This window comes from Rhizobium sp. RSm-3 (genome assembly GCF_001854685.1).
GTDB lineage: Bacteria > Pseudomonadota > Alphaproteobacteria > Rhizobiales > Rhizobiaceae > Rhizobium > Rhizobium ecuadorense.
In genome coordinates, this window is record NZ_MAWZ01000004.1 from 35964 (window position 1) to 50342 (window position 14379).

The 14379-nt window shown below is 60.9% G+C and carries 15 protein-coding genes and 1 pseudogene; 8 read left to right on the plus strand and 8 right to left on the minus strand.

Translation table 11 applies throughout. The features are described from left to right. Window positions 1–2 precede the first annotated feature (2 nt). Window positions 3–416 (minus strand): hypothetical protein, encoded by a 414-nt coding sequence (locus BBJ66_RS07550; RefSeq protein ID WP_071086022.1) that lies wholly within the window; start codon window positions 414–416, stop codon window positions 3–5. Between the two features lie 146 nt (window positions 417–562). Between BBJ66_RS07550 and BBJ66_RS07555 the strand changes: the two genes are divergently transcribed. Together BBJ66_RS07555 and BBJ66_RS07560 are read left to right on the plus strand one after the other, a co-directional pair. Next, window positions 563–2413 (plus strand): PHA/PHB synthase family protein, encoded by a 1851-nt coding sequence (locus BBJ66_RS07555; protein WP_244511629.1) that lies wholly within the window; start codon window positions 563–565, stop codon window positions 2411–2413. A gap of 206 nt (window positions 2414–2619) precedes the next feature. Next, window positions 2620–3954: a DUF2778 domain-containing protein gene (locus BBJ66_RS07560; protein WP_071086025.1), complete on the plus strand. Its 1335-nt coding sequence runs from the start codon at window positions 2620–2622 to the stop codon at window positions 3952–3954. A gap of 61 nt (window positions 3955–4015) precedes the next feature. Here BBJ66_RS07560 and BBJ66_RS07565 read toward each other — a convergent pair whose 3' ends face one another. Then, window positions 4016–4540, minus strand: a complete 525-nt coding sequence (locus BBJ66_RS07565; protein ID WP_128146162.1) for a hypothetical protein — start codon at window positions 4538–4540, stop codon at window positions 4016–4018. A 132-nt stretch (window positions 4541–4672) separates the two neighbouring features. Then, window positions 4673–5830, minus strand: coding sequence for a pyridoxal phosphate-dependent aminotransferase (locus BBJ66_RS07570; protein ID WP_071086029.1), 1158 nt, complete (start codon window positions 5828–5830; stop codon window positions 4673–4675). Between the two features lie 210 nt (window positions 5831–6040). Here BBJ66_RS07570 and BBJ66_RS07575 point away from each other — a divergent pair, with 210 nt between their 5' ends. The 6 genes from BBJ66_RS07575 (at window position 6041) to BBJ66_RS07600 (ending at window position 10876) form a co-directional block, all read left to right on the plus strand. Next, window positions 6041–6799, plus strand: a complete 759-nt coding sequence (locus tag BBJ66_RS07575; protein WP_049734318.1) for a DsbA family protein — start codon at window positions 6041–6043, stop codon at window positions 6797–6799. Window positions 6800–6958: 159 nt separating this feature from the next. Further along, window positions 6959–7396: a type II 3-dehydroquinate dehydratase gene (gene aroQ, locus BBJ66_RS07580; RefSeq protein ID WP_049734303.1), complete on the plus strand. Its 438-nt coding sequence runs from the start codon at window positions 6959–6961 to the stop codon at window positions 7394–7396. A gap of 20 nt (window positions 7397–7416) precedes the next feature. Next, a complete protein-coding gene (gene accB, locus BBJ66_RS07585) occupies window positions 7417–7887 on the plus strand; it encodes an acetyl-CoA carboxylase biotin carboxyl carrier protein (RefSeq protein ID WP_049734302.1) in 471 nt (156 codons plus the stop codon). A gap of 4 nt (window positions 7888–7891) precedes the next feature. Further along, window positions 7892–9247 (plus strand): acetyl-CoA carboxylase biotin carboxylase subunit, encoded by a 1356-nt coding sequence (gene accC / locus BBJ66_RS07590; RefSeq protein ID WP_190238080.1) that lies wholly within the window; start codon window positions 7892–7894, stop codon window positions 9245–9247. A gap of 7 nt (window positions 9248–9254) precedes the next feature. Next, entirely contained in the window at window positions 9255–9869 is a 615-nt protein-coding gene (gene aat / locus BBJ66_RS07595) for a leucyl/phenylalanyl-tRNA--protein transferase (RefSeq protein WP_071086031.1), read from the plus strand. Between the two features lie 77 nt (window positions 9870–9946). Beyond that, window positions 9947–10876 (plus strand): DUF2167 domain-containing protein, encoded by a 930-nt coding sequence (locus BBJ66_RS07600; protein ID WP_184344302.1) that lies wholly within the window; start codon window positions 9947–9949, stop codon window positions 10874–10876. A gap of 143 nt (window positions 10877–11019) precedes the next feature. Here the strand turns inward: BBJ66_RS07600 and BBJ66_RS07605 are convergent, their stop codons facing one another. The 5 genes and pseudogenes from BBJ66_RS07605 to gatB all read right to left on the minus strand — a co-directional run bounded on the left by BBJ66_RS07605 (window position 11020) and on the right by gatB (window position 14302). After that, on the minus strand, window positions 11020–11460 hold the full coding sequence (locus BBJ66_RS07605; protein WP_071086033.1) for a DUF2155 domain-containing protein: 441 nt from the start codon (window positions 11458–11460) through the stop codon (window positions 11020–11022). 114 nt (window positions 11461–11574) lie between these two features. Beyond that, window positions 11575–11973 (minus strand): NADH:ubiquinone oxidoreductase subunit NDUFA12, encoded by a 399-nt coding sequence (locus tag BBJ66_RS07610; RefSeq protein WP_049734298.1) that lies wholly within the window; start codon window positions 11971–11973, stop codon window positions 11575–11577. 103 nt (window positions 11974–12076) lie between these two features. Then, window positions 12077–12250 (minus strand): annotated as a pseudogene (locus BBJ66_RS07615) (GNAT family N-acetyltransferase); the annotation flags it as partial. 42 nt (window positions 12251–12292) lie between these two features. Next, window positions 12293–12796, minus strand: coding sequence for a GNAT family N-acetyltransferase (locus BBJ66_RS07620; RefSeq protein ID WP_071086035.1), 504 nt, complete (start codon window positions 12794–12796; stop codon window positions 12293–12295). A gap of 3 nt (window positions 12797–12799) precedes the next feature. After that, window positions 12800–14302, minus strand: a complete 1503-nt coding sequence (gatB, locus tag BBJ66_RS07625) for an Asp-tRNA(Asn)/Glu-tRNA(Gln) amidotransferase subunit GatB (RefSeq protein WP_049734296.1) — start codon at window positions 14300–14302, stop codon at window positions 12800–12802. Window positions 14303–14379: the final 77 nt, after the last annotated feature.

Here is a 14379-nt window from a genome sequence, read left to right on the forward strand (position 1 = left end):
GTCTATTTGGAGATTTCGGAGAGCGTATCCGCGCCGTGCTCGGCGGCCAGGCGGCGCATTTCGGCGGCCTTGGCCTGATATTCGGCTTCCGAGATCGTGCCGGCCTTGCGCCGGGCGGCAAGAGCGGTCAGCTGATGCTGCAGTTCGGCTGCCTGCTCGTCGCTCATCTGGACGTTGGCGGCCGTCAGCGGCGCGCCGAAATTCGGATAGCCGTCCGGCGACTTTGCCAGGCCGCCTTCGACCGCATCGCCCTTGGTGGCCGGCATGACGACGGCGGTCGGCGCCGCTCGCTTGGCGGCGGCTGCGGCCTTTTGCTCGGCCGTCAGATTGCATCCGGCCAGAGTCATCGCCGCCGCGACGCAGATCAATGCGGTGCGGTTGAAGGTTGCGATGCGCCGAATGCCGTTCTTCGTCATGCCTCAAAATCCAGTTCTGACTGCGTCGACTGTTAAATTTGTCGCAGCCACAAAGCAATAGCATGAGCAGGCGCGGGTGGAACTTGTTTTCTCGTTCAATCACGATGTACAACGATTGGATAAAAAGAGTGCTGCCGCCGGAGGAAATGGTGACCGACAGCAAGCAGGAGAATGGCGGCCAGAAGAATGGCGGCAAAGCCGGTTTCGACGCGACCGATCTCGATCCCTATCTGTTGAAGGATCCCGAGACCATGGCGAAGAATTTCGCCCGGGCACTCGAAAATCTCGGCCAGGCAGCGTCCGCCTGGCTTGCGCCGCGCGAACGCGGCGAGATCAGCGAAACCGCTGTCGATCCGATGACCGACATGGTCAAGACGCTTTCCAAGGTCACCGAATACTGGATTGCCGATCCCCGCCGCACCTTCGAGGCACAGACGCAGCTGATGTCCTCGTTTTTCGGCATCTGGATGCGTTCGATGCAGCGCATGCAAGGCGAGCCCTCGCTTCAGGAACCGGACACCCGCAAGGACAAACGCTTCTCCGACGAGGACTGGCAGAAGAACCCGTTCTTCGATTTTCTCCGCCAGGTCTATTTCGTCACATCGGATTGGGCGGAGAAGATGGTGTCGGAGACCGACGGCCTCGACGAGCACACCAAGCACAAGGCCGGCTTCTACGTGAAGCAGATCACGGCAGCCCTTTCGCCGAGCAATTTCGTCGCCACCAATCCGCAGCTCTACCGCGAGACGATCGCCACCAGCGGCGAAAACCTGGTGCGGGGAATGAAGATGCTCGCCGAGGATATCGCTGCCGGACATGGCGATCTTCGCCTGCGCCAGACCGACATGACGAAATTCGCCGTCGGCCGCGACATGGCGCTGACGCCGGGCAAGGTGATCGCCCAGAACGACATCTGCCAGATCATCCAGTACGAGGCCTCGACCGAAACGGTGCTGAAGCGGCCGCTGCTGATCTGCCCGCCCTGGATCAACAAATTCTATATTCTCGACCTCAATCCGCAAAAGTCCTTCATCAAGTGGTGCGTCGACCAGGGGCAGACGGTCTTCGTCATTTCCTGGGTCAACCCGGATGCGCGCCACGCCGAGAAGGACTGGGCGGCCTATGCCCGCGAGGGCATCGATTTCGCGCTCGAGACGATCGAGAAGGCAACCGGCGAGAAAGAGGTCAACGCCGTCGGTTACTGCGTCGGCGGCACGCTTTTGGCGGCAACGCTGGCGCTGCACGCCAAGGAGAAGAACAAGCGCATCAAAACCGCGACGCTCTTCACCACCCAGGTCGATTTCACCCATGCCGGCGATCTCAAGGTCTTCGTCGACGAGGAGCAGCTTGCAGCGCTCGAAGAGCATATGCAGGCGGCCGGTTATCTCGACGGCTCGAAGATGTCGATGGCCTTCAACATGCTGCGCGCCTCCGAGCTGATCTGGCCCTATTTCGTCAACAGTTACCTCAAGGGCCAGGAGCCCCTGCCCTTCGACCTGTTGTTCTGGAACGCCGATTCGACCCGCATGGCAGCGGCAAACCATGCCTTCTACCTGCGCAACTGCTATCTCCGGAACTCGCTGACAAAGAATGAGATGATCCTCGACGGCAAGCCGGTGTCGCTGAAGGACGTGAAGATCCCGATCTACAATCTCGCCACCCGTGAGGATCATATCGCGCCCGCCAAATCAGTCTTCCTCGGCAGCCAGTTTTTCGGCGGCAAGGTGGAATTCGTTGTCACCGGCTCGGGACATATCGCCGGCGTCGTCAATCCGCCCGACAAGAAGAAGTACCAATTCTGGACAGGCGGCCCCGCCAAGGGCGAGTACGAGACCTGGATCGAGCAAGCGACCGAGACGCCGGGGTCGTGGTGGCCGCATTGGCGGGCCTGGATCGAGACCCATGACGGCAGGCGTGTGCCCGCGCGCAAACCGGGCGGCGATGCGCTGAACGCGATCGAGGAAGCGCCGGGAAGTTACGTGATGGAACGCGTCTGAGACGCCTCCCCTCATCTCTTCTGAGACATCGTTAGAAAGAGCAATCCCGCGTAAACAAATTAGAAACCATAATTCGTCATCCTTGCGGAACAGTCGGATGTCGCGAGTGGTCTAAATTCGGCCCATTTGCGCCATTACCGGCCCCGGCGAAGTGTAATCAGTCAGTGCCGCCGGCCTGCGTAGCGAGTTTGAAAGACGAGTGTAGTATGGCGTTTGCGGTTGGGACGTTCGATGACGTCACCCCTCTTGGCGGATCTGCTTTTCGTTTGCGCAGATCTCGTGGCTTTCTTTACGGCGTCGTCGGCGCCGGATTTCTGACCTCCACATGGCTGATCGCGACCTTGGCGACGATGCATTCTGTGGCCGCGCCGGTTTCTCCGCCTGAAAGTTTCACCCAGGTCGCATTGGCGCCGAAGCCCAAACCGGCGACGCACGAGCGACTGATCCATGTCGGCAAAGCCGATCGGCTGGCAGCCTTCGATGCCAAGCCGGTCGTCGCCCTGACGGCTGACCTCGTCCAATCGCATGCGCTGAAGACCAACGCTGCCGCAACAGCCCTGGCTGCGCTTACAAAACACAATCGGCTTGCCCCTGCCGAGCAGCCTGTGGTTGCCGCGATTTCCGACAGCGCCAAATTCCACAAGGACGATGTGGTCGCACCGTCGCCGGTCGAGGTGGCCTCGGCGGAGACGGCAGGAGACGACGGCGACCGGGTCATCGTTCCCTCGAAGGAGGCCGTCGCCGCCGCCGAAGTCCCCGCCCTGCTGGCGCTTGCCGATGCGGGATCCCGGCAGATCTCGCCGCCGCCCGTCGAACCAGTCGTATCTCCCGTCAGAACGGCGACAATTCCAGCCTCGGAGCCCGCACCGGTGGCCGTTGCGGCTGCGGATGGCGCGCAGCCTTTCGATCTCGTGCTGACGCCGGAGGAAGATTCGGTGCCGCTGCCGATGGCGCGTCCCGACGGCCTTATCGGCAAGCCGGCGCCGGCCGCCAAGGGTTCGCAGCGCGGTGGCGAGCCCGCCCTTGCCTATGCCCAGCCGAACTCGCCGATCGAAGACGACCAGGACGATGCGGTACCGCGCTACGACAAGCCGGTCTTCTCGCCGAAGCTGCGCGCCGGTGTGGCCATCTACGACATCGAAAACAGCACGGTCTATCTGCCGAACGGCGAGAGGCTGGAAGCTCATTCCGGTCTCGGCAAGATGCGCGACAACCCGCGTTACGCAAACAAGAAGATGCGCGGGCCGACGCCGCCGCATACCTACGCCCTCACCGTGCGTGAAAGCCTTTTCCACGGTGTCGAAGCGTTGCGGCTGACGCCGCTCGAGGGCTCGGATGCCATCTATGACCGTGTCGGCCTGCTCGCCCACACCTACATGCTCGGCAAGAACGGCGATTCCAACGGCTGCGTCTCCTTCAAGGATTACAAGCGCTTCCTCGCTGCCTACAAGCGCGGTGACATCAGGCAGCTCGTGGTCGTGCCGCGGCTGAACAACAAGCCGTCTTCGACGCTGGCCTCGCTGTTTTCAACGCGCAGCTAACCGATGACGCCTGTCATCTTGATGCTGCCCAATCGCCCAGGATTAGCTTCCTGGATCCAATTTAGGGGTTATAAAAATATCCCACCGCTGCCAGATACATTGGATTGTCTTGCAATTCAGAGGCCTGCAATAGGATCAAAGCCTTTCCATTGGTCGAATAGTAATTGCCCGCCTTCTGCGCGTTAGCGCGCCACTCCTTCTCCCAAGTGCCATGGCTGCAATTCAGTCCAACTGGAGGAGGAGCGGTGTTCAAAATGTACCGCTCGAATATATCTTTGGGCACTGGCGTATTTACCCAGTCCCCATACTTCAATCCATCGGGCCCTTGCAGACCAGCCGGAAGTGCCGCGATGCCATTGCGGCGGATTTCTTGAGTTTGCCCCCAAGACAACTGATAAATCACTGCCCCGCACGTTCCATTTGGCAGTCCCGTCGAGCCGTAGGCCTGCCGCTGATTTATCTTATATTGCGAGGGCAGTGCCGAAGTCCATTGACGTCCTCTGGCTGTGGGCAGCGAGGCCAGAATGACAATCACAAAGAAGGAAACAACGGACCAGGAGATCAAGGTGTAGGGTCGCACGCTCAATCGCTGCCTCTTAAGCTCAAACACTGGCATGGGCACAATACCGGAGACGATCAGAAAATTCCCGAGCGTGTTTTAGATATTATGATCCAATGCGAGGAGCAAAGTAGATGAGCGTTCACTGGCAGCCCCGCCCTATTTCAACCAGCCAGCGATTCGCTCCACAGCCTCGGCGATCTCGGCTTGCGATCCCGCATAGGACAGACGCAGGGTGCGATGTCCCTCCAGCGGATCGAAATCGAGGCCCGGTGTTGCGGCGACGTCGATTTCGGCGAGCATGCGTTTGGCAAAACCCATGCTGTCATTGGTGAAGCGCGAGACATCGAGATAGGCGTAAAAGGCGCCGTCCATCGGCGAAGCCGGCGCAAGGCCTATCTTGGGCAGGCGATCGAGCAGCAGGTCGCGATTGGCAGCATAGCTTGCTTTGACTTTGTCAAGCTCGACGCCGGCGCCGAGCGCGGCCGTGGCGGCGATCTGGGAAAGTTCGGGCGGGGAGATATAGAGGCTCTGCGCTACCCGCTCGATCGGCCGCACCAGCCGTTCTGGCAGCACCATCCAGCCGATTCGCCAGCCGGTCATGCAATAATATTTGGAGAAGGAGTTGATGACGATCACCTCGTCGGTCAGCTCCAGCGCGCTCGCCTCCTCGCCGGCAAAGGTCAGCCCGTGGTAGATTTCATCAGAGATGAAGGCGATGGAATGGGCCGCGCAGTAATCCGCAAGTGCCTTCAGCCCGTCGCGGCCGGTCACCGTGCCGGTCGGATTGGCGGGGCTCGCCAGCAGCACGCCTTTCAGCGCCACGCCGCTTTGCTTCTGCGCCGCCTCGAGGCTCTCGGGCGTCAGCGTGAAGTGGGTGTCGGCGGTTACCGGCACTTCGACAACCTTCAAGCCCAGCGCACCGAGGATATTGCGATAGGCGGGATAACCGGGCCTTGCGATCGCCACCGCATCGCCGGCATCGAAGAGCGACAGGAAGGCGAGATTGAAGCCTGCCGAGGAGCCGGTGGTGATGGCGATCCGCATGGGATCGATCTCCAGGCCGTGGCGCTCCCGGTAGTGCCCGGCAAGCGCGGATTTCAGCCGCGCCGTCCCCAGCGCATCGGTATAACCGATCCGGCCTTCGGCAAGGGCTGCGCGCGCAGCTTCGAGGGCTGCCTGTGGGGCCGGATGCGAGGGCTGGCCGACCGCCATCGAGATGACGGGATGACCGGCCGCGCGCCGCTTCGTCGCCTCCGCCAGCACGTCCATGGCATGAAAAGGCTCGACTTCGCTGCGTTTCGATATGGAAAACAAGATCGCTTCTCGCTCGGCTTCTGCAATGACGGCCTGACAATTGCCGCATTAATCGGCTCATCACAATCCCGCGAGGGCCGCGCGGAGGTGAAAATTCCTGTTTGAGCAGAACCCGACGCGCCGTACCTTGACGCGACGCATTCAAGTCCATTAACCCGGCGACGGTCATCTCGATGAAGAGACGACCCCATCGCCGTCGACGAGGATATCATGGCCTTTCTTCCGAAAACCTTCACCGCACTGGCGCTTGCCGCATCGATCGCCCTTCCGTTTCCGGCAGCAGCGCTCGACGACCAGCAGAAGAAGGAGTTCGGCGAATTCATCAAGCAATACCTGATCGAAAATCCCGAGATCATGCTCGAGGTCCAGGATGCGCTGCAGAAGAAGCAGGAAGCCCAGCGGCTGGTGAAGGCCAATATGGCGATCGACGAGAACACCACCGAGATCTTCGAGTCGAAGAACGACGTCACGCTCGGCAATCCCAAGGGCGATGTCACCGTCGTCGAATTCTTCGATTATAACTGCAGCTACTGCCGTCACGCGCTTCCCGACATGCAGGCGATGCTGAAGAAGGACAAGAACGTCCGCTTCGTGCTCAAGGAATTTCCGATCCTTGGGCCGGATTCGGTCGCCGCCCATAAGGTGGCCGACGCCTTCCGCAAGCTGGCGCCGGAGAAATATGCCGATTTCCACGTCGCCCTTCTCGGGACCGAAGGCCGCGCTTCCGACGAAACGGCGATCGCGGTTGCCGCCTCGCTCGGTGTCAGTGAGGACAAGATCCGCGCCGAAATGGCAAAGAGCCCGAATGACGGCATCGTGCAGGCGACCTACCAGCTCGCCTCCAGTCTCGGCATCAGCGGCACGCCGTCCTATGTGATCGGCAACGAACTTGTGCCGGGCGCCGTCGGGCTCGACGATCTCGAAGCCAAGGTCAAAAATATGCGCAGCTGCGGCAAGACCGCCTGCTGAGCGGTCAGCCGCCGCACCGCTGCCCATCAAATCGCCAAAATCGAAGCGTTTCAACCATGTGGACAAATGTGGCGCGATTCCTGCTGCCAATCCGTAAGGGCTTTCATTCAGCCTTCGCGGAGTCTATAGGTTGCCGTCGTGCATTTTACGGAACATTCGATGACGCAAACGATTTTTGTCCTGAACGGCCCCAACCTGAACATGCTGGGTAAACGAGAGCCCGGCATTTATGGCGGCAAGACGCTGAAGGACATCGAGGCGGACTGCAAGGCCGCCGGCCGCGAACTCGGCTTCGATATCGATTTCCGCCAGAGCAATCACGAAGGCACGCTTGTGGACTGGTTCCACGAGGCCGACGAAAAGGCCGCCGGCGTTGCCATCAATGCAGGCGCCTATACGCATACATCGGTCGCGCTGCATGATGCGATCCGCGCTATATCAGTTCCCGTCATCGAGCTCCACATATCCAACGTCCATGCACGGGAAGAATTCCGCCACAAGTCGATGATCGCGCCCGCATGCAAGGGCGTGATCTGCGGCTTCGGGCCTCACAGCTACATCCTGGCGCTCCAGGCGCTGAAGAACATCACGGCATAAGAAGAAGACAGGGCAACACCATGGTTGAAAAGAAATCGGGTATCGATCAGGCACTGATCCGCGATCTCGCCAATATCCTCAACGAGACCGATCTGACCGAGATCGAAGTCGAGCAGGACGACCTGCGCATCCGCGTTTCGCGCGCCGGCACCCAGCAATATGTCCAGGCGCCGATCGCAGCGCCTGCCTATGCCGCACCCGCAGCCGCTGCCCCGGCGGCAGCAAGCGCGCCGGCTGCAGCTCCCGCCCGCAACCCCGCGAATGTCGTCAGTGCACCGATGGTGGGCACCGTCTACATGGCTCCGGCTCCCGGTGCGCGGGCCTTCATCGAAGTCGGCGCGACCGTCAAGGAAGGCCAGACGCTGATCATCATCGAAGCGATGAAGACGATGAACCAGATCCCCTCGCCGAAGTCGGGCAAAGTGACCGAGATTCTCGTCGATGACGGACATCCCGTCGAATACGGCCAAGCCCTCGTCGTCATCGAATAGGCCGATGCCCATGATTTCGAAAATCCTCATCGCCAATCGCGGGGAAATCGCCCTTCGCGTGCTTCGAGCCTGCAAGGAACTCGGCATTGCCTGCGTCGTGGTTCATTCCACCGCCGACGCCGATGCCATGCATGTGCGGCTTGCCGACGAAAGTGTCTGCATCGGTCCGCCCTCCTCGCGCGAGAGCTACCTCAATATCCACCAGATCGTCGCCGCCTGCGAGATCACCGGCGCCGATGCCGTGCATCCGGGCTACGGCTTTTTGTCGGAGAACGCCAAATTCGCCGATATTCTCGAAGCCCATGGCATCACCTTCATCGGGCCGACGGCTGACCATATCCGCATCATGGGCGACAAGATCACCGCCAAGACGACGGCGCTTGAGCTCGGCATTCCCGTCGTTCCGGGCTCGGACGGCGAAGTGAAGACCGAAGAGGATGCGCTGAGGACGGCCGCCGAAATCGGCTATCCCGTGCTGATCAAGGCAACGGCCGGCGGCGGCGGACGCGGCATGAAGGTCGCCAAGAGCGAGGCCGACCTGATCGAGGCCTGGTCGACGGCGCGCACGGAAGCGGCAGCCGCCTTCGGCAACGATGCCGTCTACATGGAAAAATATCTCGGCAAGCCGCGCCACATCGAAATCCAGGTGTTCGGCGACGGCGAAGGCAATGCCATCCATCTCGGCGAGCGCGACTGCTCGCTGCAGCGCCGCCACCAGAAGGTCTGGGAAGAGGCGAATTCGCCGGCGCTCAACGTCGAGCAGCGCATGAAGATCGGCCAGGTCTGCGCCGACGCCATGAAGAAGCTGAAATATCGCGGCGCCGGGACGATCGAATTCCTCTACGAGAATGGCGAGTTCTATTTCATCGAAATGAACACCCGCCTGCAGGTGGAGCATCCGATCACCGAAGCGATCACCGGCATCGACCTCGTGCACGAGCAGATCCGCGTCGCCTCCGGCGGCGGTCTCTCGGTGACGCAGGACGAGGTGCATTTTTCCGGTCATGCCATCGAATGCCGCATCAATGCCGAGCACCCGCGCACCTTCGTGCCCTCGCCCGGTACGATCACGCATTTCCACGCACCCGGCGGTCTCGGCGTGCGCATCGATTCCGGCGCCTATCAGGGCTACAAGATCCCGCCCTATTACGACAGCCTCATCGGCAAGCTGATCGTGCACGGCCGTACCCGCGTCGAATGCATGATGCGGCTGCGCCGGGCACTCGACGAATTCGTCGTCGACGGCATCAATACGACACTGCCGCTGTTCCAGGATCTCGTCTCCAACCAGGATATCGCCAACGGCGATTACGACATCCACTGGCTGGAACACTACCTCGCCAACACACCGGCGACATAGGGCAGGAATGGCAGGATCGCGCAGGAAGTCACCAGGCATTACCCCTGAAATTCTCCTGCGCGCCTATTCCATCGGCCTCTTCCCGATGGCCGAATCCGCCGACGACCCGGAGATTTTCTGGGTCGAGCCGGAGCTGCGCGGCGTGCTGCCGCTCGACCATTTCCACGTGTCGAAGAGCCTTGCCAAGACGGTGCGCAGAAAACCCTTCGAGATCCGTTTCGATCACGCTTTCGATCAGGTGATCGCGGCCTGTGCGGAGGAGACATCCGGGCGCCCGAGCACCTGGATCAACAGGACGATCAGATCACTTTACGCGACGCTCTTCGACATGGGACATGCCCATACCGTCGAAGCCTGGGACGGTGATGATCTCGTCGGCGGTCTCTACGGTGTCTCGCTTGGCTCGGCTTTCTTCGGCGAAAGTATGTTTTCGCGCCGGACGGATGCCTCGAAGATCTGCCTCGTGCATCTGGTCGAGCGACTGCGGGAAAGAGGCTTCACGCTGCTCGATACACAGTTCACCACCGAGCACCTGAAGACGTTCGGCGCGATCGACGTTGCGAAGGCCGATTATGGCGTGCTGCTTGAAGCCGCGATGGAATCGCCACACCTGAAGTTTTAAGCGCGATCGTTTCATCCCTGCGTTGATTTTCCAGCCGATTTGAGTAGGTTTCGGAAAATGCAATGGGGGATAGAATTTTGAGACGATATTTTGCGGCGGCGATCCTTTTCGCCTTGTTCACGGGCCAGGCCGGCGCGCGACCTTACCAGGAGATGTTCCCGGACAGGAGCGATTTTTCCGAAGCGGAAAAACCATTACTGCAGAAGCTGGATTTTCAGCAGGGGGCGATCAAGCTGCCTGAGGCAAAGGCGACGCTGAACGTGCCCCAAGGCTTCTATTATCTCAATTCCGCCGACACGAAGAAGGTGCTCGTCGATATCTGGGGAAATCCCCCGCAGGCGGCGGAGGGAACGATGGGGATGATCTTCCCGGCCAAATACGCGCCGACCGATATCGAGGCCTGGGGTTCCATCGTGCAATACAGCGCCGACGGCTATGTCTCCGACGCCGATGCCGCGACGACCAATTACGACGAACTGCTGCAGAACATCAAAGATTCCATCCGGGAAAACAACGTCGAGCGCGAGAAGCAGGGTTTTCAAAAGATCACGCTTATCGGGTGGGCCTCGACGCCGCATTACGACAAATCCGCGCATGCGATGCACTGGGCGCGCGATCTGTTGTTCGGCGATGACATGCGAGCGCCGCACACCCTGAACTATTCCGTGCGGACCCTCGGCCGCCAGGGGGTATTTGAGTTCGACTTCGTTGCCGGCCTGAATCAGTTGAAGGAGATCGAGGCGGTCATTCCGACCGTCACGACGCTCGTGCAGTTCGACACGGGAATGGCCTATACGGACTATGTCGAAGGCGACAAGATCGCGGCCTACGGCATGGCAGGAATGATCGCCGCAGGCGCCGGCGCCAAGATTGCCGCAAAGGTGGGGTTGCTGGCGCTTGCCGCCGTCTTCCTCAAAAAAGCCGGCATCCTCATCGTCGTTGTGGCTGGCGGCGCGCTTCGCTTTGCCAAGAGTCTTTTCACGAGGAACAAGACACCCACCGCATAAGGCTTGCGCGCTGCGCCAAAGCATGTCGCGCAAAACTGTGCAGCGGTTTTCCCGGGCAAAGCGCGAAGCGCTTTTGCCGCAACGACATGCGTGAAACAAAGAGCTAAAGCGCAAGGAGCGAATCTGAAAGATCGCGATGCGCTTTAGCGCGCTGTCGCCTTCGTGCTGTCGGGGGCCGGGACATCCGAGTTTGCCTTGCAGTCCTTCAGCCAGACGTCGTAGATCGGGTGCTCGACGGCGTTGAGACCGGGGCTGGCGGCGAACATCCAGCCGGTGAAGATGCGGCGGATCTTGCGGTCGAGGGTGATCTCGTCGACTTCGACGAAACCGTCGATCTTCTGCGCTTCGGCCTGGTCGCGCGAATAGCAGGCCTTCGGCGTCACCTGCAGCGCGCCGAACTGCACCGTCTCGTTGACATAGACGTCGAATGTGGTGATGCGGCCGGTGATCTTGTCGAGGCCGGAGAAGACGGCTACCGGATTTTCGATGCGTGCGGCATTGGCCGCAACCGTCGGAAGCAGGGCCGAGAGCGCCAGCAGCGCCCCGGCGCCACGCAGCACCATGTTCCGCGTGAAGAGCTTCATGTGTACCCGTCTCCAGACATTCTTCGTTCACGGCCGCGGTCAAGCGCGGCCAACCTGCGGGTAAAGGTCAATTGTGGCCAAAAGCCGAGCCAGAGGAAGCTCGGTCGAGCCGTCTCAGTTGCCCGGCGTCCAGGCGTCGTAATCGCCGGTGACGCGCGGACGCTCGCCCGGAACGGCGATGGAGCCCGGCGGACGATAGGCCTGCGGAGAACCGGTGAAGTTGGGGCGGTGCGCCTTCTGCCAATCCTTGGCGACGTAGTTTTCCTTGGACGGCGGAACATCGGTGCGATGATGCATCCAGCCATGCCAGCCCGGCGGGATGGCGGAGGCATCGGCATAGCCCTTGTAGATCACCCAGCGCTTCGGCAGACCGTAGGAAGACATGCCGCCTTCATAATAGACGTTGCCGAATTCATCCTCGCCGACGCGCTTGCCGAAACGCCAGGTCGCAAAACGCGTGCCCATCGTCTGACTGTTCCACCAGGTAAAGGTCTGAACCAGAAGATTCCACATGTCTTTTCCTTGTGCCCGCCAGATGCGGGCCAAACCAGAATTCGTTTCCTCGCTTATGCCGTCGCCAAGCCGAATTGTCCAGCGATTCCACCACAGCCAAAGGTCATTTCAAAGCCATCTTGAAGCCCAGATGCGAGGGCGTGAAGCCCCGTCTTTCATAGAATCGATGGGCATCCCTGCGGATCGCATTCGAGGTCAGCGCTACCCGCTTGATACCGCGGCCTTTTGCCTCGGCAATGGCGAACTCGATCATTCCAGCGCCGATCCCCTGCCCGCGCGCCCGGCGAATGACATCTCGGACAAGACGGCCGCCATCGACCTAATGCCCTTCGAGCGGTTTTTCCAAGATCAGCGCCGGAATGCCGGATTGCCCGGCCCCGCCATTTTCGTTGCGGCCGACCTCGGTGAAGCCGTGCGCGTGATAGAAGGCGATCGCGGCTGCGTTCTGCGGCTCGACTTCGAGACGCATGATCTCCGCATCCGGAAAGCAGGTTTCGAGTTCGGCGAAGAGATCGCGGCCGATGCCCTGGCGCTGCAGCGCCGGAGCGATATAGAGAAGATGCAGCATGACCGTCTTCGTCAGTTCGTGCGACATCGCCGCATAGCCCATGCCGCCGATAGTGCGGCCGTCGTCGGCAACGAGGAATTCGGCATCCTTGCGCACCAGGCGCGCCTTCAGCGCCGCCGGCGAAAAGAGCTGCGCGGTCAGTTCGTCGACCTTTGCTCTGCCATGGAGGCCATCATAGGTGGCGTGAAAACTCTCCACCAGCAGGGCGCGGACCTTCTCCAGGTCGCGCTCGCCGGCGGTGCGGACGAAATACACCGCTTATTCCTCGATGCCGAGCTTCGCCTTGACGAGCGCCTGCACGGCCTGCGGATTGGCCTTGCCGCCGGTCGCCTTCATCACCTGGCCGACGAACCATGCGGCCAGGGTCGGCTTCGCCTTGACCTTTTCCACCTGATCGGGATTGGCGGCAATGATCTCGTCCACGGCCTTTTCGATGGCGCCGGTATCGGTCACCTGCTTCATGCCGCGCGCTTCGACGATCTCGGTGGGATCGCCGCCCTCGGCCAGCACGATCTCGAAGAGATCCTTGGCGATCTTGCCGGAAATGGTTCCAGCCTTGATGAGATCGATGATAGCGCCGAGCTGGGCCGGCGAGACCGGCGTCTGCTCGATATCCTTGCCGGTGCGGTTCAGCGCGCCGAGCAGATCGTTGATCACCCAGTTTGCCGCCATCTTGCCGTCACGGCCCGCGGCCACGGCTTCGAAATAATCGGCGATCGCCTTTTCGGAGACGAGCACCGAGGCGTCGTAGATCGACAGGCCGAGCTCGCGCACGAAGCGCTCCTTCTTGTCGTCAGGCAATTCCGGCAGATCGGCTGCCAGCGCCGTGACGAAGGCATCGTCGAATTCGAGCGGCAGCAGGTCCGGATCCGGGAAATAACGGTAGTCGTGCGCATCTTCCTTGGAGCGCATCGAACGCGTCTCGCCCTTGTTCGGGTCGAAGAGCCGCGTCTCCTGCTCGATCTTGCCGCCATCCTCGAGAATGCCGATCTGGCGGCGGGCTTCGTATTCGATCGCCTGGCCGATGAAGCGGATGGAATTGACGTTCTTGATCTCGCAGCGCGTGCCGAAAGCTTCGCCCGGGCGGCGCACCGAGACGTTGACGTCGGCGCGCATCGAGCCTTCGTCCATATTGCCGTCGCAGGTGCCGAGATAGCGCACGATCGAACGCAGCTTGGTCATATAGGCCTTGGCTTCGTCGGACGAGCGCATGTCGGGCTTGGAGACGATCTCCATCAGCGCCACGCCGGAGCGGTTCAGATCGACATAGGACATGGTCGCATGCTGGTCATGCAGCGACTTGCCGGCATCCTGCTCCAGGTGCAGGCGCTCGATGCCGATCTCGATATCCTCGAACTGGCCCTGGCGGTCCGGCCCGAGCGAAATGACGATCTTGCCCTCGCCGACGATCGGATCCTTGAACTGCGAGATCTGATAGCCCTGCGGCAAGTCGGGATAGAAATAGTTCTTGCGGTCGAAGAGCGAGCGCTTGTTGATCTGAGCCTTCAGCCCGAGACCGGTGCGCACGGCCTGCCTGACGCATTCCTCGTTGATAACAGGCAGCATGCCGGGCATGGCGGCATCGACCAGCGAGACATTCGAATTCTGCGGCTTGCCGAATTCCGTCGAGGCACCGGAGAAGAGCTTCGAATTGGAGAGCACCTGGGCATGGACTTCCATGCCGACGATGACTTCCCAGTCGCCGGTGGCGCCGGGGATGAAGCGTTTCGGATCAGGCGTGCGGACGTCGACAAGGGTCATCTGATACTCTTTGCAGGCTGTTCTTTTCCATTGGTGAGGTAAAGGAAATGGCGTGCCGGTGCAAGGCTTTCGCCATG